The organism is Bacteroides sp. OM05-10AA, from assembly GCF_003439055.1.
Classification (GTDB): domain Bacteria; phylum Bacteroidota; class Bacteroidia; order Bacteroidales; family Bacteroidaceae; genus Bacteroides; species Bacteroides intestinigallinarum.
The window spans coordinates 1-20739 of record NZ_QSUR01000059.1 but is presented as its reverse complement, the minus strand read 5'-3'; the positions used below and the strand labels follow the sequence as shown (position 1 = coordinate 20739).

Genomic DNA, 20739 nt, shown 5'->3' with positions numbered 1-20739 from the left:
TTTATTCACAATAGAAGAAGTACCACCAAATTTGACGAAGAACCAGATTTTTCATTTTTATTTCTCATGTTCTCATAGAAATATGCTAATCTGTTGTAAACCATTTATATAATGCCATGAGAAATAAAACATAAAACGGTATTTCTCATAGTCTTTTCACTATTTTTAGCTAAAAATGGTGTATTTCTCATATGTTCCAAGTCATTTCTCATCTTATTCTCATACTCCTTTTCTTCTTCAGTTTGATTAGCAACTCTCTATTGTTTATTGCCTTTCTGTGTATTATTCACCATATACTTATCTGTTTTTCCTTCACCATTACCGTTTTGTCTTACCGCTATCCAGTTCATTCCACTCCAGTGAACAGATCTTTGCACTAGAGTGAACGATTCTTTCCACTGGAGTACAACGATCTTTCCACTAGAGTGGAACGAATGATATCTTCCTTATAGAAAATGGTATAACTTGATGACTCACAAATGATTAATTAGTCTATTTTATGCAAATAAGCAATGAACTGTTTGCAAGATGCTATTGCGTAGGAATAAGAGAACAGTACACAGAGCAAGCCATCCGTTCTGTGAATGAGAAATGCGACAGAATACGATGAGAAATACCTAAAACGAGTATGAGAAATGACCTAGAACCTGCACAATTTTGCCATCAAACTATGAGAAATGTTTTTTAAATAGGCATTTCTCATAGACTATCTATCTGATAATATATGCTTTATACGAATGCTATGAGAATATGAGAAATGAAAATGAAAAATCTTTTGCAGAAGAGAAGCGAAAGTACAGAAAGTCAGGGCGAACGCTCACAGGATTAAATGAAAATGTTGAATGAATCTTTTGGAAAGTTTTTTCATACGGTATCAAAAGTTGAGTTTCAATTTCGCTAACCGCGGTTAGCGATTTCAAATCATCGTACCAATGCTTGGTATTTGACGACAAAGTTACAAAAAGAAACCTGGACTGAAAAAAAATATTATCAATCTCTTTTCGTCTATATTTCTTTGCGTATATTTGTAGCTCAAGAGCACAAGATAAGGAGAATGATGAAACTGTCCGCTTATTCTTTTAAACAATTATTTTCAGGAGGCTTGCTTTGTTGTCTAATTTTGCTGGCTGCCTATTTATTTCAGGTTTTCTTCCCTGAAATGTATGTTGATGCGTTTTCATCTTCCATACATCTATTGATGTGGTTGACACTCTTTGTGGGGGCTTTACTGTGGACATTTCGTGAGAAGGGGGCACATGGTATACCTTCCGAAATAACGGACTGGCAGTGTATCGCTGCTTTTCTTTTAATTACAGCAGATCAGATATATGTCGTTATGCCAAAAGAAATACATCAGGAGGTGGCACCGGCATTGTCTACCTATACAATTCCTACTTTAGTGGTTGCTGGCATATTGATAGCCGGTATAATTAAGTATTCGATTTTATTATATCAAAAATTGCAGAATGAACGACAACAATCTATTATTCAATCTCAAAAGTTACAGCAATTGCTAGCTTCTCCTTTATCCATCCAAAGAGGCATTTCTTTAGTTCGTAAATTGATAGAGAATAAATCTATTGCTCAATTGTCTGCCCAAGATTATCTTTTGTTGGTAGAAGGATGTAGAACGATAGATCCTGATTTTTTTGGTTGGTTGAAGTCGCAAAGCCTTCAGCTTCCTCCACGAGATATTGTGTTATGCGTATTGATCCGAATGTATAAAACAAAAGAAGAGATTTTGTCAGTTCTATGTGTAAGCGACGGATCTTATCGTACTATGCGATCACGTGCCCGGAAACGTTTAGGGATTGTAGATAAAGAATTGGAGGCTTTTTTACTGGAGATTGATTAACTCTTCTCTTATCTTTATGTGTCTAATATTTCTATTAGTTTGACGAAAGACTTAATTGCTGCAAGCATTCCTGACATCGCTGCACAATAAAACCATACTCGTTTATTAGAATATGATTTTTCTGGCATACATTTGATTGCGCCTATTGTTACTATGATCCACGAAAGAAAATCGAAGAAATGAATGAGAAACAGCTGAAGAATAGAATCGATGTTATCTATAAAAAGATCTAGATAACACATGATAATGCAGACAGCGCATGTACTGTAATAAAGTATAATATAGCGAATCATTGTTATTGATTGTTTATACAATTCTCATAATCTTTATTTGCTATTCTTATATTTGCTTTATATACTGTTGTTTCTTTCAAGTAACATGGTGAGAGAGGTCCCATACCTTTACAGTTTGTAGCTATGGCATTATCATACTCCGTTTTTGCTTGTTCGTATGCTGCTTGTCTCAATTCTTCACATTTACTGTTTCCATTTCCTTCTTTGCGTGTTTTTAATATCTTTCTTTTTGCTAGCTCACGACTTTTGGCATATTGCCTGAATAATGACAACCGTTCCTCTTCACTCAATCTTAAGAATACTGTATGCTCAAGCAAGCCTTTTTTAGCTTCATCCATTTGTCGGAGTTCTTCTTCCAGATTCGCTTTTTTGATGAAATCTTCCATATACTCATCATCATTCAGACTTTCCATGAGTTTGTCATATTCTTCATTATTTAGTTTGGATGTATAAGCACCAAACTTGTCCGCTAATTGTTCACTGCATCTTTCAAATTCATAAAACTCGTCTGAATTGGCAACGGAATCTATCAATACATTTCCTGTATTCCAAGTTTGAGAGACCAAGCTGCGTGTTTTAGCAATTGAGTTTACTTCTGTTGCTGTCTCATTTGTATAGTTGTATTCATCGGTGCTACAACTATAAATAAGGAATGTGGTCAATAATATTCCAAACAGTGTAATTACATATATGCTACTCTGTTTTTTGTTCTCGCTTTTCATGTCTTGTTTATAATTTAAATTAGGAAAAACAAAGAAAGGGATTTTACAGCAATTAGATGGAACGTTTTGTTCAAAAAATAAAATAATTTGTTCAAATAGCTGTTTGATGACTATAATAACTCATATATCAATGTTACAATTTAGATATAAAATGACTTTTTTAGGGCTCTAAATGTCCGATAAATGCCTGTATGACAGGGATAGAAGTGTAACGCCCCCTTGAATGGCATTTGTTATGCTCGTATCTTTGTATAAAAATAATATTATGAAAGCAATGACAAAGCTGATTCCTATTATTTGCCTTTTTGTTATTATAGGCGGTTCTCTTTTATATTCTTGTTCACAAGAGAAGAAAAAGGAGACTGCTATTGTACTTCCGTTGGAGGCAGCTTTGTCACAGGCTGGAGAAAATCGTGTTGAACTTGAGAAGGTGTTACATCGTTATCAATCCAATCCATCGGATAGCCTGAAATATAGGGCAGCTTGTTTCCTGATAGAGAATATGCCATCTTATACCTATTATAAAGGTAAGCTGCTGGAACAATACCTCACCTTCTTTACTCTCTTGCAAGAAGCGCGAAGTAAAAAGGTATATCCACAAGCAATGATAGATTCTATCAGAAGGATGTATGGACCATTCTCTTTAGATTCTTTGCAATATTGCAAAGACGTTTTGACAGTCGATTCCGCTTATTTATGTAATAACATTGACTGGGCATTTAAAGTTTGGCAGGAACAGCCTTGGGGGAAGAATGTATCTTTTGACGATTTTTGCGAGTATATTCTTCCTTATCGTATTGGTGATGAAACATTAAGCTATTGGCGTGAGGATATTTATCGAAAGTATAATCCTTTGCTTGATTCGTTGTGTGCTTCCACTGTTCTTGATATAGAAGATCCTCTTGTTGCAGCCCGTTGTTTGTGCGATTCTCTTCGTAAACGTAGCCGCTTCTTTACAACTACGGTTCCGCAAGGACTTCCTCATGTAGGACCGGAGATTGCACAAAGCGTTTCGGGCAGTTGTCGTGAACTCTCCGATTATGTTGTTTATGTTTGTCGTGCGTTGGGAATTCCTTGTGCCATAGATTTTATGCCTCTTCATGGAGGTGGGAATGATGGGCATCAGTGGGTGTCGTTCACAGATAAATATGGTACGCTTTATTTTCAGGAGTATCCGGATAAGATAAAAGAAGTCCGTAAGGATAAGATGTGTGGAGCTTCGAAAATAAAGGTTTATCGGAATACGTTCAGTCTTAATCGTATTATGCAGGCAGAAATGCAACGCTTGGATACGGCTGTTGTACCTTTCTTCCGAGATCCGCACATCGTTGACGTAACAGCCGATTACGCAAAGACATACAAAAAGAAACTGGAGATTCCTGCATCTATGCTTTATTCGGGAAAGCCCCGTTCGCGTATCGCTTATCTTTGTGGCAGTAGCCGCATGGATTGGGAGCCTGTGGCATGGGCGGAATTTGATGGTGAACATCTTGCTTTCAGCGATGTCCAGATAGAACCCGTCATGCGGATAGCAACTTACGAACGGGGAAGACTTCGTTACTGGACTGATCCTTTTGAAATGACTGTTTCCGGTGAGTTTCATGTTTTTACTCCGTCAGATAGTGTTCAGGATGTAACGCTGTTTGCTAAATATCCTTTGTGGCAAGATGAGAAGTATCAGAAACGTATGATAGGAGGTGTTTTTGAAGGAAGCAATGATCCGGATTTTCGTCAGAAAGAGGTGCTTTTCCTGATAGAAAAGCAACCCGAACGGTTGCGGACAATGGCGTATTCCCGTTCTTTGACGCCTTGTCGGTATGTTCGCTATATAGGACCGGAAAAGGGGCATTGTAATGTGGCGGAAATAGAGTTTTATGAAGCGGGCGGACTGTTGCCATTAAGCGGTAGAGTTATAGGCACTCCCGGTTGCTATCAACAGGATGGCTCGCACGAATATACGAATGCATTCGACGGTAATACTGAAACGTCTTTTGACTACACGGAACCCTATGGCGGCTGGACTGGGTTAGACCTAGGCACGCCAAAGGTGGTAGATAAGATAATTTATACGCCTGCCAACCGGGATAATTATGTTCGGTCGTTGGATGATTATGAATTGTCTTATTGTACAAAGAGAGGGTGGAGGACGTTAGGACAGCAAACGGCGATGTTGGATTCGCTGGTTTACAGGAGGGTTCCTAAAGGAGCGTTGCTGCTGTTGCAGAATCATACACGAGGGAATCAGGAACGGATTTTTGTGTATGAGGGTGGAAAGCAGGTGTGGAAATGAAGTAAAACCATTTTATTAATTAAAAATAGATTATCATGAATTTGAAATTAAAGAAAAAAGTTTGGTGCATGAGCACTTTAGTACTTGTTGTTTGTATGACTTGTATTGTCTACAGTTGTAATTCAGAAGATGCTTTTTTTGATGAGACAGGTATTTGTGAGGGAGAGGTTCATACACATGCTCTTTCTGCAAGATCAATATGCACTTTAGTAGATTCGGTTGCTGATTCTAATGAATTTCTAGATTATATACTTCAATTTAGATTAGTGAAATCTAAGTTTACTTTATATCTTAACTCTTTGGATAATGATGAACTTGAAACATTTAATTATAATATAAATAATGATGAATTTATTGATGATTTTATAGTTAAGGCAGAATTATCAGAAGATATGCAATTATTGATAGAATATAGGGATGAGTTGTTATCTAGTATGTCTTTCTGTAAGTTGAAAGATATTGAGAAGAAAGAATTGTTTAATTATTCTAGTAGTTCTAATATTAGATCTCTAACCAAGGATAGGGAGGAGATATTATATTCAGTTTGTTGGGAACCTTATCAGAGAGCAACTAGTTTTGCAGAAAATGAATGTGCCTTAAAAATATTAGGATGTCTATGTACAGGTGGCTTTACTTGTCCTTGTGTCATAGCTGCCTATAAAGAAATGGATGATGCTATAGCTAAAGCAAAAAGTGAATTTGAAGATTGCCAACGAAGACATAATGCAAAACATTAATAAAAAAAATAAGATATATGTAGGGTTGTGTATCATATATATATCATTGTCAATGATAAATAGGAAATATCCAATAGGAGATATAGTGTTGAATGTAGCTTATCTCTCAACTTGGGGGAGTATTTTTTTATGGGAAATTATAAATATACTCACGGGCAAAAAGAGAGATTATGATTCTGTAATTATCGTTTTAGTTATGCTTATAATTTCTATTATGAGCATGATAAGATAAGGATGATATAAGTAAGTAGTAATATTAAAAACGAATAAATGCGAAATTATATGCTGGTGGCATCTTTTATTCCAATTGAAAGACAGTATGGATACTAATAAACCTCGCTTTATTGAGGTTATTCCGAATCATTCATCATCAACAATGGAAAAATATGATAGGATTTGAAGGGCTTTTAGCAAAAGCAAAGATAAAATGAGTAAGGCTGGTATTCCTCAAAACGTGGTTGGCTTTGTTGGCAATATCATCTGGCATAGTGGTACGTTTTGCCACGTTAGCAGTCCTCGTGTCCGATGATGCATTGGAGGATGAGAACTTGATTTAATATTAGGATAGAAATGATAAGACTCTTTCATATTTTGTTTGTCGCAGCATGTATAGGCAGTATGTTTGTATATTCCCACCAATTTACAGACGCATATATTGTGCCTAAATGGTGCTGCGTTTTGTTTGTGCTGTTATGGATGCTGGTGTGTGCTGCATTTTTGGCATTGCAGCGTAAATCCATAGTGGTGGATATGGCGATATGGGGGAGTATCATTGTTTCCAGTTGTTGGTTGCAGGCTGTTTATGGAATATTGCAATACGTAGGTTTGGTTCCTTCTCATGCAACCTTCCGTGTGACCGGTAGTTTTGATAATCCGGCAGGATTTGCAGCTTGTCTTTGTGCCGGATTGCCTTTTGTCGTTTTTTTGATCATACATAGAAATAAGTATATTCGATATGCTGGATGGCTGGCAGGGGGAGTGATGGTATTGGCAGTATTTTTATCTCATTCGCGATCCGGCATGGTAAGTGTCATTGCGGTATGTGTCATGTTTTTGTGTGGAAGATTCGTTCATGGGAGATTGTGGAGATATTTATTATCGGTATCTATGATAGGATTGTTAATAATCGGCTCCTATTGGTTGAAAAAAGATTCGGCAGATGGTCGGTTGTTGATTTGGCGGTGTGGCTTGGAAATGGTGAAAGATGCTCCTTGGACGGGGCATGGCGTCGGAAGTTTCGAGGCTAAATATATGGACTATCAGGCGGATTATTTCAAAGAATATGGTTCGCAAAATCGCTATGCAATGTTAGCGGATAATGTAAAGCAGCCTTTCAATGAATATTTGGGAGTTCTGATTAATTTCGGTATTGTCGGATTGGCTTTGCTTTTGGGTATTGTGGGGGCACTTGTGTATTGTTATAGGCAAAATCCTACACAGGAAAAGAAAATAGCTCTTTATGCTTTGCTATCAATAGGCATATTCTCTTTCTTTTCCTATCCGTTTACGTATCCTTTTACGTGGATGGTGACATTTCTTGCCGTTCTCATGTTGACTGCTGATTATTTGAAGCGGATAAAGATAGGTACATGGGGCAGGAATATAATATATTCCGCAGCGTTGATGGGCTTCTTTTGGGGACAGGTTAGGCTGGGCGCACGTACACAGTCGGAACGCAGTTGGCAGGAGGCTTCGGAGTTAGCTCTTTGTCATTCGTATGATGAGGCGCTTCCGTACTATGTGAGTCTGAAACACCGATTCGAAGATAATCCTTATTTCCTGTATAATTATGCTGCTGTTTTCACGGAAGCCAAAGAATACGAGAAGGCTTTGAAGGTAGCGTTGGAGTGTCGCAAGTATTGGGCGGATTATGATTTGGAATTGATGATAGGAGAGATTTATCAGGAACAAAAAGATTTTATTTCAGCAGAAAAATATTACAAGAATGCATCAATGATGTGTCCATCGAGATTTACTCCACTTTATCAACTATTTAAACTTTATAAGCAGTTTGGTGAAAACATACGAGCCTATGAAACGGCTGAAATGATTATAAATAAACCGGTAAAGATAAATTCCATGACAATACGTATGATGAAACGAGAGATGGAAAAAGAAATATTACAAATGAAAGGATGATTTGGTCACTAAAAAATGAAACAATGAAGAAACTATTGATTGCTTTACTAATATTGCTTTTGGCAGCCTGTTCGAAAAGTGTTCCTTATTCTGACGAAACTATTAAAAATGATCTGCGTGTGCCTGCTTATCCGTTACTGATGCTCCACCCGCATCTGCGTTTATGGTCGACAGCAGATCAGCTGACGGAGAAGAATATGATTTTTACTAATGGGAAAAATCTTCCTTTTGTCGGTTTCCTGCGGGTAGACGGTACGATGTATCGCTTTATGGGTAGTCGTGATCTGCCTATGCAAGCCATTGCAACAATGGCATACGATTATGAAAGTTGGGAAGGAAAGTTCACCTCTCTTAGACCGGATGAAGGTTGGGAGCAACCGGATTTTAATGATCAATATTGGCAGGTAAGTGAAGGTGCATTCGGTACACGCGACAGACGTGAAACGAGAACGCCGTGGCTTTCTACTGATATCTGGGTGCGGAGGGAAATCGTGGATATTGATCCATATTTGCTTGAGAACAAGAAAATTTATTTGCGTTATTCGTATGATGACATACTTCAATTATATATTAACGGAAAACTAGTCGTGAGTGCGGACCGCGCAGCGGCAAATTTAAAAGTCGAGTTGCCGGATTCTATCTTGAATACAATGAAGGAAGGGAAAGCCCTTATTGCAGCTCATTGTGAGAATAAAAAAGGTAGTGCATTGATTGATTTCGGCTTATTTGCAGAGGAGCCGGGAATATTGGTAGAAGGCATAGCTCCTGTTTCTAATGAGAAGGAATGGATTGGGAAATATACAACGGAACAACCGGAAGAGGGTTGGGAAATGGCTGCTTTCAATGATAGCACATGGGCACAAGGAAGCGCTGCTTTTGGCACGGAAGGCGGACCGAGTGTTGGTACCCCCTGGAATACCAATAGGCTATGGATTAGGAGGGAAGTCTCATTCGATCCTTCTTTAGTGAAAAATAGACAACTTTTTGTGCGTTATTCGTATAATGACGGTATGCAGCTGCTTATTAATGGAAAGGAGCTTGTTCGTACAGGAACGAAGGCACGCAACGATGTGAAAGTGCAGATCCCGGATTCTATCTTGGAAACAATGAAAGATGGAAAAGCCTTGTTTGCTGCCCGTTGTGTGAATTGGGGAGGTACTTCCTTTGCAGATTTCGGGTTGTATGGTGAGCTAAAGGAAGCCGGGCAAAAATCAGTGGATGTGCAGGCTACCCAAACACATTATATTTTTGCTTGTGGAGATGTGGAATTGAAACTGACGTTTACGGCTCCTTATTTATTGGATGATTTGGAACTGTTAAGTCGCCCGGTCAATTATATTTCTTATCAGGCTAAGGCCTTGGACGGTAAGGAACATGATGTCGCTATTTATTTTGAAATGGATCCTCATAAAGCCTTTCGTGCCGGGCAGTCTACGGAGATGTATGAAAAAGACGGTTGGGTGATGATGAAGACCGGTCGTGAGAATCAGAAGTTATGGGTAGATAAGCTGAAAGATGCTCCGGCCTGGGGGTACTTCTATTTAGGAGCGAAAGAGAATGCTACTTATGCACAAGGGGACGCGGCAGAGATGCGGGCACACTTTATGAAAGAAGGTGATTTGAAAGAAATGCGTCGGTCGAATGAAAAACGTTATGCGGCTATAGCACAGAAGCTGGAAATGAATAGTGAGTTTCCCCAACATCTGATTGCGGCTTTCGATGGATTGTATACAATGGCTTATTTCGGTGAGGACCTACGACCTTATTGGAATAAGGACGGAGATAGAACGATAGAAGGATTATATGAAGACGCGGAAAAAGTATATAAAGAAACAATGGCAAGGTGTTATGCTTTTGACAGGCAATTGATGGAAAATGCTTGCCGTGTCGGTGGTAAAGAGTACGCAGAACTATGTGCTTCGGCATATCGTCAGGCCGTTTCGTCTTTCCAGATGTCTAAGGATTCGAGTGATGAGTTGCTCTATTTTACTACGTTGGTGGGTTCACTGGATATTTATTATGCTGCTTCACCGCTATTTCTTTGTTATAATCCCGATCTGCTGAAAGCAATGTTGAATCCTTTCTTTTATTATAGTGAGAGTGGTAAATGGAATAAGCCTTTCCCGGCTCATGATTTGGGCGGTTATCCGTTTGTAAACGGACAAGCGAAAGGGGGAGATTTACCGGTTGAACATGCCGGAAATATGCTGATTATGGTGGCTGCTATGGCTAAAGCGGAAAAAGATGCATCATACGCAAAGGTTCATTGGGAGACTCTCTCCAAATGGGCGGGGTATTTGGTGGAGAACGGGGTTGATACCGGTAAACAGATTGATACCGATAGCTTTGCCGGCCGCTATTCTCATAATGCTAATTTGTCTGCCAAAGGAATTTTAGGTATTGCATCGTATGCTCTTCTGGCAAAAATGCTAGATAAACAGGAAGATGCTGAAAAATATTTGGCAGCAGCAAAAAGAATGGCCGAAGAATGGGAGAAGCAGGCTTCTGACGGGGACCATTATCGTTTGGCTTTTGACCAGATGGATAGCTGGGGGCAAAAATATAACTTGATTTGGGATAAACTCCTTGACCTTCATGTTTTTCCGGATAGAGTCGTAGAATTGGAGACTGCTTTTTATAGGACTAAATTGAATACTTACGGTTGTCCGTTGCATGGTAAAACTGATTATGCGAAAGCTGATTGGACTGTATGGGCGGCTGCATTGCAAAATGACCGGTTCATGTTTCGTGAGTTTATTCTTCCGCTTTATAATTATATGAATGAAAACAAATGGCGTGTACCAATGGCAGACACTTATAATGTTGTGAATCAGAAAACAAGAGTCACATCGTGGGGAAGACCGGTAACGGGTGCCTATTTCATAAAATTGTTAGAGGCGGTTTTGGATGTAAAAGGTAATAATATCGTTTCAAAAGATGAAATGAATTGTTCAAGATAATCTTGATAGAGTAAGCACCTGAAAGTTATAATTAAAGATGAATAGGGGATATTTCGTTTGTTTGTACTTTACGGAGGGCGTGAATAGCAACCTTATTGATTGTAATATACTATTGAATGATGTTGGTTTAATGTGTATCTTTGTAAGAAATGCGGGACAACACATGGAATCAATATAAATCCCATAAATAAAATCAGATAATTATGAAAAACATTTTCCTTCCTAAAGTAACGATGTGTATAATTGCATTGCTTGCTTTAATTTTACCAGCTTCTGCACAAAATACAAATGCGACAAATGAGTACAAAGAAACATTGAAGAAGATTATGGACTTTTCTGGTACTTCGACCACTACGGATGACTTTTTCCAGAAATTATCTTCTATAATGAAATTAAATGTGCCGAAAGAAAATGAGGCTTATTGGAATGAGTTTGCTAAAAATTGGAAACAGAAGATGGAAAAGAAGATATTTGAAATGTATATGCCTGTTTATGAGAAGCATTTAACATTGGAAGAATTGAAAGCTGTTGCTGCATTTTATGAATCTCCTGTAGGTGAAAAATATAAAGAGGCTTCGTTGATTGTTATGCGTGAGGCAATGCCGTTGTTAGTGCAGCAACTCCAGACAGAGATGTTCAAAGAAGTAATGCCGGAGAGAAGTGAACGAGTAAAAAGAGATGAACAACGGCTGAAGGAATATGAGCAAAAGAAGAAGCGTGATAAAGAGTTATATGCACAAGCTTATATGCTTCCTAGTGATAGTATAGTTGTAGTTCCTGAAGAAGTGTATGAGAAAGCGTATGAGAATGGGAGGTCTACAAGTCCTTCTTTATATTCGATTGAAAGGAGAAAGGACGATACTAAGGTGACATTCATACAACCTATTTATTGGGATTGGCAATGGTTGTATTATAGTCCGGGATTTAAGATTGTTGATAAGAAAAGTGGCGATGAATATAATGTACGAGGATATGATGGTGGAGCTCCGATGGGTAGGCTGTTGGCTGTCAAAGGATTTAATCATAAATATATTTATATCAGTCTTTTATTCCCGAAACTGAAGAAGAGTGTGAAAGAAATAGATATTCTTGAGTTGCCGCATGAAAAGGATAAAGAACAGTTGCCTTCTAATGACGATGGAAGGTCTAAATCATATTTTGATATAAAAGTGAAAGATTATCAGGCCGTTTCCGATAAGAAAGATAAGAAGATCTATTATTAGTTTAAATGATGATCGGAATTTGAAATGATAATAGTAGGTATATGAACATGAGCGTTTACTGTTTTTGATATAAATTTATTCTATATGAGAAATCGAATTATGATTCTATGCACGTTTTGTGCTATTGCTATATTTTCTTCGGCCCAAGAGAAATACTCAATCAAAGGTATTGCTAATGAGGAATTGAATAATCAATTGTTGTATTTATGCTTGATGGGAGAGGGAGATGGAAAGAATGCTAAAGAAGTTGTTTTGGACAGCACAACAGTGGAAAAAGGAAAGTTCTCTTTTTCCGGTGTATATCAGATGCCGGATATTGCAATTATCAAGGATATGGATGGAGAAACCTATCCGTTGATTCTTGAAAAAGGAAAAATATCTGTGAATACTGCTACGAACGAGAGAGGGGGAACACCCTTAAATGATTCATTGAATATAGCTTTAAATCGTATGCAGCTTATAATGGATAATATGCTAAAAACATCAGATAGTATTTATAAGTTAATGACCGGAATGAAATCTGAAGAATTTGCTGATAAGATGGTGAATGATACTGCATTTAGAGCAAGATATGATAAGATAGAGAAGAAATTTCTTGCACAAATGGATTCTGTATCACATTGTATAAGGGATTATAAGAATAGTATAGTGGGTATATACCTTTTCTCCATTGGAGGTATGATGATGCCTTTTGAGGATATGGAGATTTTGATGAAAGAAGCTTCGCCTATATTTTCACAAAATAATTTGGTGAGAAACATTGTGGAAAAGAAGAATCAGGCACAGTTGCGTATGAAGGCGGAAGTTGAAAAGAGAATAACTCCGGAGCAGCGTGAAGAACAAAAGAAGCGGAAGGAGATGGACGCTAAGATAAAGATTGGGGAACATTTCCCGGATGCTAAAGTGAAAGACAATACTGGTAACATGAAGCTCTTGTCTGATTATGTAGGTAAGGGAAAATATGTCTTGATTGACTTCTGGGCTTCATGGTGCGGACCTTGTCGGCATGAAATGCCTAATGTGAAAGCTGCCTATGAAAAATATGTTTCTAAGGGATTTGAGGTGATTAGCATATCTACAGATCGGAAACTGAAATCTTGGAGGGCTGCTATTGAAGAACTTGGAATGAACTGGACACAATTATTGGATGTGGATGCTGGTGACGTATATGGCATTTATGCTATACCCAGAACTTTTCTTGTAGATCCTACAGGCATAGTTATAGACAAGAACTTGAGAGGGGAAAAGCTGGAAGAAGCTTTATCGAAATTGTTTGAATAATCGTTGTTTTGTTTTTATTGTATTGGTGAATTGATAGTTGAAAGTTATTAGTATGATAACAACTATCAATTCACCAATGACTTTTATTGAATAAGAAGTCCATCCAATAATTCCATATACAGCCCAATAGCTTCTTCTATCTCTTTCAGCATAATATATTCCTCTGCCGTGTGTGAACGTGACGAGCGTCCCGGGCCAATTTTTACCGATGGAAAGGACATTAATGCCTGATCGGACAAGGTTGGAGAACCGAAAGGCACGCGTCCCAGCTTCACAGCTTTTTGAACAAACGGATGTTTCTCGTCGATTCGTGAAGAGTTGAGGCGGAATGAACGGGCTTGTGCTTCGCAGGAAATATGTTTCTTAATCTCCGTAAACAGTTCTTCATTTGAGTAAAGCTCGTTGCTTCGAACATCGACAACGAACGTACATTTGTCGGGAACGACATTGTGTTGTGTGCCGGCATTGATGACAGTGACACTCATCTTCACAGGTCCCAATAACGGTGATTCTTTCTCGAAACGATAATCACGGAACCAGGCAATGTCGTCCAATACCTTGTAAATAGCATTGTCTCCTTCGTTGCGTGCGGCGTGTCCCGCCTTACCTGTGGCAGTAACATCCAATACCATTAATCCCTTTTCGGCAATGGCAGGTTGCATCTCCGTCGGTTCGCCCACTACGGCAAATGAAACAGGAGGAAGTCCCGGCAATACGCTCTCAATTCCGTCTTTTCCAGAAACTTCTTCTTCACAGGAAGCAAGATAAATCAGATTGTATTTTTGTGAAGTACGACATAGTTGCAGGAACACCTGTAATAGGGAAACAACACTGGCGCCGGCGTCGTTACTTCCTAGCCCATATAACTTACCATTCTCTTCACGTGGAGTGAACGGATCTTTCCGCCAACCATTAACTGGTTTCACTGTGTCTATGTGGGAGTTAAGTAAAATAGTAGGCTTCTTCAAATCAAACATAGGGCTAAAGCACCACACATTATTTCCTTTACGTCCGGTCTGCATACCTGCCATTTCAATATAATTTTGCAGGAAATCCGCAGCTTGGGTTTCTTCCCGGCTGATTGAAGGGATACTAATCAGCGATTTAAGTAGGCTTACAGCCTCTGTCGACATATACGGAATATCATATTTCATAGTGCAAATCTTTTATCTATATCTTAATCTTTGCACAAAGATAGTCGTTTTGAGCAATAGTTTCAAATAAAACTAATACCTTTGTACCATATTTACTAATACAAAGAGTATGACTTATCATCATTTATCTGTCCTGGTCCATCGTCAGGCCGAAAAATATGGCGACAAGGTAGCCTTAAAATACCGCGACTATGAGACAGCTCAATGGATTCCTATTTCATGGAAGCAGTTCTCCGGAACAGTACGCCAAGCAGCTAATGCTTTCGTGGCATTGGGAGTGGAAGAACAAGAGAATATCGGTATATTTTCACAGAATAAACCCGAATGGTTCTATGTAGACTTTGGTGCATTTGCCAACCGGGCGGTTACCATTCCGTTCTATGCAACCAGTTCACCTGCGCAGGCGCAATATATCATTAATGATGCGCAGATTCGTTTTCTTTTTGTCGGTGAGCAATACCAGTATGATGCCGCTTTCAGCATTTTTGGTTTCTGCTCTTCTTTACAACAACTGATCATCTTTGACCGTTCGGTGGTAAAAGACCCTCGTGACGTATCGTCTATCTATTTTGATGAATTTATGGCGACGGGAGAGGGATTGCCTCATAATGATACGGTAGAAGAACGTACGGAGCGGGCTTCTTATGATGACTTGGCAAATATTCTCTATACTTCCGGCACAACGGGGGAACCGAAAGGGGTTATGCTTCATCATTCCTGTTATCTGGAACAGTTTCATACACATGATGACCGTTTGACGACGATGTCGGATAAGGATGTATCGATGAACTTCCTTCCATTAACACACGTGTTTGAGAAAGCATGGTGTTATCTCTGTATTCATAAAGGAGTGCAGATTTGTATCAATCTCCGTCCGGCAGATATACAGACAACCATTAAGGAAATTCGCCCGACACTGATGTGCAGTGTTCCCCGTTTTTGGGAGAAGGTATATGCAGGGGTGCAGGAAAAAATAAACGAAACAACAGGATTGAAGAAAGCACTGATGTTGGATGCTATCCGGGTAGGTAGAATCCATAATCTGGATTATCTGCGTCTGGGAAAGACTCCTCCGGTGATGAATCAACTGAAATATAAGTTTTACGAAAAGACTATCTATTCTCTGCTGAAAAAAACAATCGGTATTGAGAATGGTAACTTTTTCCCGACTGCCGGTGCTGCCGTTCCCGATGAAATCAATGAATTCGTTCATTCGGTAGGAATCAATATGGTGGTAGGATATGGACTGACGGAATCGACGGCTACTGTATCTTGTACGCTGCCGGTTGGTTATGACATCGGTTCGGTAGGCGTTGTATTGCCGGGACTTGAAGTGAAGATTGGCGAAGACAATGAAATCTTGCTTCGGGGTAAGACGATCACAAAAGGCTATTACAAAAAAGCGGAAGCCACAGCTGCTGCTATTGAGCCGGATGGTTGGTTCCATACAGGTGATGCCGGTTACTTTAAAAATGGACAGCTTTTCCTGACGGAACGTATTAAAGATTTATTCAAAACATCAAACGGCAAGTACGTCGCTCCGCAAGCTTTGGAAACGAAGTTGGTCATTGACCGTTATATCGACCAGATTGCCATTATCGCCGATCAACGTAAGTTTGTCTCGGCTCTGATTGTTCCTGTATATGGATTCGTGAAAGAGTATGCCAAAGAAAAGGGTATTGAATATAAGGATATGGCGGAACTGTTGCAGCATCCGAAGATTGTAGGACTCTTCCGTGCACGGATCGATACACTTCAGCAACAGTTTGCACATTATGAACAAATCAAACGTTTCACTTTACTGCCTGAACCATTCAGCATGGAACGTGGAGAGTTGACTAATACACTGAAACTGAAACGGTCAGTGGTTGCCAAGAATTATAGTGAACAGATAGAGAAGATGTACGAAGAAAGTGAGAAATAGGCGATAAGCAGTTTATCGTTAAAAATGAAACGGTAAACCGTAAATGATAAATCAGAAATAAAAAAGAGTGTATTGGAGCTCTTTTTTAAAGTATTACCCCTGTTACAGTTCAATCTGTAACAGGGGTAAACTTTGTGTTTAGGGGTGCTTTGACACCTGCTTATTATTTATGGCCGGATCATTTCTTTTAATATCCGAAGATCTGTTCCTGGGTCAATTCTTCAATAGGACCTACAGCTTTCAATTTATCCAGCTCCAAATCTTTCTTATCTCCCAGGATGCAATAAACATACGTACGTCCTTTTACCCATTGCTTTTGGAAATCGACAATATCTTTTAGCGACATATTCTGTATGTCATTGTAGAGCTTGATACGTGGGTCTACGTTTTGCCCTAAATCTTGTGCATTGATATAACTCCAGATAATATCACCTTTGATGATACGTTCGGTGCGCAGACGGTTGGTTAATCCGTCTTTAGCCAGTTTGAAAGCAGCTTCGGATTCCGGCATGTTATTGATGATGTCATTAAATGTAGTGACGGCATCAATCATTTTGTCGTTTTGCGTGGCAATCTGTGTACGTAGTACATAGGGATACTTCAAGTAGCTTGGCGGCATTATGCTAGCCCAGGCGGAATAAGCCAATCCACGTGTTTCACGCATTTCCTGGAAGACGATAGAGTTCATGCCCCCTCCGAAGTATTCATCATATAATGCGCGGATAGGTTCAATGGCAGGATCATATTTCTTGTCGAGGTTGGATATCTGTGCCATATATATTTGCTTGGCATCATAAGGAGCTACTAGAACCTTAGTGACGGGAGTTTCGAGATAAGCATACTCGTTTCCGGCAGGAATATCCTTCAGGGCTGCCGGAACCTGATGATATTGGTTGATGGTAGCCAGTAAATCTTTGCTGCTGCTTGGTCCGTAGTATAAAATACGGTGCTTGTAGCTGTTCTGATTGTGAATCCGGTCTACCAGTTCCTGTGGATTCATATTTGTCAGTTCCGCTTCTGTCAGTAGATTGGTGGCAGGGGATTTGGGACCGTACATGGCAAAGCTCATCAAACGGGAGAAGTTCTGTCCCTGATTCAGTTTGGCGTCCGAACGGGCTTTCAGTATATCGCTGGTCATATTAGTATAGGCTTCCTTATTAACCTGCGCATCTGCCAGTAGCTTTTCGAATAATTGTACGGCAGCAGGCATATTCTCATTCAGTCCGGAAAGTACGACATACGTGCGTTCGTTACCCGGAGAAACATAGAAAGTACAAGCCAGGCGATAGAATTCACTTTTCAGTTCTTCCGGTGTCATGTCCGAAGTACCGAGATATTCGAGATAATCGAATGCTGTTCCCAAAGCTTTGTCATGGTTGTTTCCCATATCAAAGACATAAATCAATTGGAACAGGTCATTGGCTACATTCTGCTTGTAAAGAACCGGAATATCCGATTTTGCCTTTAATTGGCTCATATCCTTTTGATAGTCGAGGAACACAGGCTCAATCGGTTTAACTGCGCTTTCCTGTACCTCCACAAGGAACGGACTGGCTACATCACGATTGGTTATGATAGGAGTAATCTCCGGTTTCGTCATCTTCTTTTCGTTCGGGTCTTTTCCTTGCTTTTTGTAGATAACGGCATAATTATCTTCTTTCAGGTATTTGTTGGCGAACGCTACGATGTCTTCTTTGGTCAGTTTGGCCATGCGGTCGATGGCAGTAACTTCATTTTTCCAGTCTGTGCCGTTAATAAATGAGTTGACAAACATATCGGCACGTCCTTCGTTGCTTTCCATGTTTTGCAGTTCACCGAGCTTGAAGTTGTTGATGTTTGCTTCCAGCATTTTCTCGTCGAACTCTCCGGCACGGAGCTTCTTGATTTCGCTGAGTAGCAAGTCTTTTACCTCTTCCAGTGTTTGTCCTTGTTTAGGAAGTCCTCCTAACAGCAATGCAGAGTAATCTGCCAGTCCCATCGGGTAACCGTAACTATTCAAGACCTTCTGTTGCTGGTTCAGATCAAGGTCGATAAGTCCTGCCTTTCCATTGTACAATACTTGCGAAACGACTTGCAGGATTTCAAAGTCTTTGTCGGATACACCGGGGAATCTCCAAGCCAGTGCAACGCTTTCGGCATCCGGACCTAACACCTCTTTTACAACAGGTTGCGTGATTGGCGCCTCTTTCGGAAGGTCCAGTTTCGGGAGTTCCGGATTGGGTTTCAATCCACCAAAATATTTATCGATTAATGCAATTGTTGCATCCGGGTCTAAATCGCCAGACATACAGATTGCCATATTGTTGGGCACATACCATTGTTTATAGTAGTTCTTGATATTCGTGATAGAAGGATTCTTCAGGTTCTCCTGTGTACCTAACACAGTCTGCGTTCCATAAGGATGCTTGGGAAAAAGAGAAGAAAAAATAGCTTCCTGCACTTTGCTGTTGTCACGGGTGAGTGACATATTTTTCTCTTCATATACAGCTTCCAATTCAGTATGGAAACCACGAATTACATTGTTTTCAAAACGATCTGCCTGAATCTTCGCCCAGTTGTCTATCTGGTTGGAAGGAATGTCTTCCTGATAGACCGTCTGGTCATACCAGGTATAAGCATTGCTGCCGGTAGATCCGATGGCTGCCATTAATTTGTCATATTCATTAGGGATAGCATACTTGGAAGCTTCGTAAGAAAGGCTGTCGATGGTGTGGTAGATCGCCTTACGTTCCGCTTCATCCGTAGTCTTACGATAAATTTCGAACTGTTGTTCGATTGCATCCAGCAGAGGCTTTTCGGCCGCGTAGTCTTGTGTGCCAAACTTGTCGGTGCCTTTAAACATGAGATGTTCGAAATAATGGGCAAGTCCCGTCGTTTCTGCCGGGTCATTCTTCCCGCCCACTCTTACTGCGATAAATGTTTGTATGCGCGGAGTTTCCTTGTTTACGGTGAGGTAAACCTTTAGTCCGTTGTCCAGTGTGTAAATGCGGGCTTTTAGCGGGTCATTGGGCACTGTTTCGTAGCTATACTTCTTTTGTGAGCTACAGCTGCAAATCACTAATGCCAGGAAGAGTGACAAGCAAGAAAGTTTCAATCGTTTGTTCATAATATGACAACATTTTAATAACAAAAACAAAGGTAGCAGAATTTTGCTTATCTTTGTCCCGGATAAGAAACTTTTCTGTATCTACCTGACTGACAGATTTTAATTGAGAAGTAATAAGTTGTTGGTAACGATTTGGCGAAAGTTTGGTTGCACTAATCATCTGCGCTTTGCATTCCCTCAAAACAACTCTATGCAAATATAAAGGGGATTTTGCTAATAACCAAAATATTTAGAAGTATTATAATGGAGACCAAGAATCCTTCTCAGCCTCCATTATAACTTGAAGTTTAAGCTATTCCCTTTTTTTCTTATTCTTATTCAGTTTTTGAATATCCTGCTCCAGTTCTTTGATGCTTTCCAAACGCTCCAATTGCTTTTGTATCTCCTTGTATTTGTCATACTCATCAGCGGCTTTTTGCTGTGCGAGTTTATGAGAGATAGATCCGGCGTGCTCCAATATGTTTTTATCATTCATCGTAAGCACATGCTTTAGTTTCTCAATCCAATCCCGCATATACATGGGTTTATGCTGGATCGCCTGAGTCTCGGCATAAGCAAGGAATTGTTCTACGATCAATTTCAAAAGTCCGATTTCCTCTTCATTCAGGTAGTTCTTCCCGATTTCAACATCTGCCTTACGAACCTTATTCGGCAAAGATGTCGATGTTAGCCCCATTTGCGGCAATGCGGCATTTGCCCGATAATAAATCAACTCTGCCGCAGTCTTTCCACTGACCGCCCAAAGAAGTTTGTTTTGCACCTCTTTGTAAAAGGCAAGGGTCATTTCATCGGACGGATCGTAATCAATACTTGTGGCGTAAATATCTTTAATCTGCTGATAGAAAAGCCGCTCAGACAAGCGAATCTCCCGAATCCTGTCTAACAGTTCTCGGAAGTAGTTCATAGACGAGCCACTCTTGAATCGCTCATCATTTAGAGCAAATCCCTTGATGATATAATCCCTCAAACGTTGCGTTGCCCAAATTTATGTGCTGCTGCACATAAATCTGGTTATGAAGAGTCGGAGATTATGTAAAGAGAAAGGACCGTACTAT

General features: G+C 39.7%; 11 protein-coding genes and 1 pseudogene. 8 read left to right on the top strand and 4 right to left on the bottom strand.

All coding sequences use genetic code 11. From position 1 onward, the window contains the following. The first annotated feature begins 943 nt into the window (after positions 1-943). On the top strand, positions 944-1855 hold the full coding sequence (locus DXB58_RS26200; protein ID WP_233527372.1) for a hypothetical protein: 912 nt from the start codon (positions 944-946) through the stop codon (positions 1853-1855). A 295-nt stretch (positions 1856-2150) separates the two neighbouring features. Here DXB58_RS26200 and DXB58_RS26190 read toward each other — a convergent pair whose 3' ends face one another. Beyond that, positions 2151-2870 (bottom strand): hypothetical protein, encoded by a 720-nt coding sequence (locus DXB58_RS26190; RefSeq protein ID WP_122138752.1) that lies wholly within the window; start codon positions 2868-2870, stop codon positions 2151-2153. A gap of 265 nt (positions 2871-3135) precedes the next feature. Between DXB58_RS26190 and DXB58_RS26185 the strand changes: the two genes are divergently transcribed. From DXB58_RS26185 to DXB58_RS26155, 6 genes are all read left to right on the top strand, one after another. Beyond that, a complete protein-coding gene (locus DXB58_RS26185; RefSeq protein WP_122138751.1) occupies positions 3136-5160 on the top strand; it encodes a discoidin domain-containing protein in 2025 nt (674 codons plus the stop codon). 35 nt (positions 5161-5195) lie between these two features. Next, complete coding sequence (locus DXB58_RS26180; protein ID WP_122138750.1) at positions 5196-5897, top strand: hypothetical protein; 702 nt, start codon at positions 5196-5198, stop codon at positions 5895-5897. A gap of 570 nt (positions 5898-6467) precedes the next feature. Continuing rightward, on the top strand, positions 6468-8036 hold the full coding sequence (locus DXB58_RS26170) for an O-antigen ligase family protein (protein ID WP_122138748.1): 1569 nt from the start codon (positions 6468-6470) through the stop codon (positions 8034-8036). Positions 8037-8059: 23 nt separating this feature from the next. Continuing rightward, a complete protein-coding gene (locus tag DXB58_RS26165) occupies positions 8060-10996 on the top strand; it encodes a glutaminase family protein (RefSeq protein WP_122138754.1) in 2937 nt (978 codons plus the stop codon). Between the two features lie 203 nt (positions 10997-11199). Then, on the top strand, positions 11200-12219 hold the full coding sequence (locus DXB58_RS26160) for a DUF2059 domain-containing protein (RefSeq protein WP_122138747.1): 1020 nt from the start codon (positions 11200-11202) through the stop codon (positions 12217-12219). 84 nt (positions 12220-12303) lie between these two features. After that, positions 12304-13500: a TlpA disulfide reductase family protein gene (locus DXB58_RS26155; protein ID WP_233527371.1), complete on the top strand. Its 1197-nt coding sequence runs from the start codon at positions 12304-12306 to the stop codon at positions 13498-13500. An 83-nt stretch (positions 13501-13583) separates the two neighbouring features. Here the strand turns inward: DXB58_RS26155 and DXB58_RS26150 are convergent, their stop codons facing one another. Continuing rightward, positions 13584-14654 carry a M20 family metallo-hydrolase gene (locus DXB58_RS26150; RefSeq protein WP_122138746.1) on the bottom strand — a complete coding sequence of 357 codons (1071 nt, stop codon included), beginning with the start codon at positions 14652-14654 and terminating at the stop codon, positions 13584-13586. 109 nt (positions 14655-14763) lie between these two features. On the opposite strand from DXB58_RS26150, the gene DXB58_RS26145 reads away from it, so the two are divergent. Beyond that, positions 14764-16578, top strand: coding sequence for a long-chain fatty acid--CoA ligase (locus tag DXB58_RS26145; RefSeq protein WP_122138745.1), 1815 nt, complete (start codon positions 14764-14766; stop codon positions 16576-16578). Between the two features lie 187 nt (positions 16579-16765). Here the strand turns inward: DXB58_RS26145 and DXB58_RS26140 are convergent, their stop codons facing one another. Then, positions 16766-19684 carry a pitrilysin family protein gene (locus tag DXB58_RS26140; protein WP_122138744.1) on the bottom strand — a complete coding sequence of 973 codons (2919 nt, stop codon included), beginning with the start codon at positions 19682-19684 and terminating at the stop codon, positions 16766-16768. Positions 19685-19976: 292 nt separating this feature from the next. Beyond that, positions 19977-20669, bottom strand: a pseudogene (gene rhuM, locus DXB58_RS26135) (RhuM family protein); the annotation flags it as partial. Positions 20670-20739: the final 70 nt, after the last annotated feature.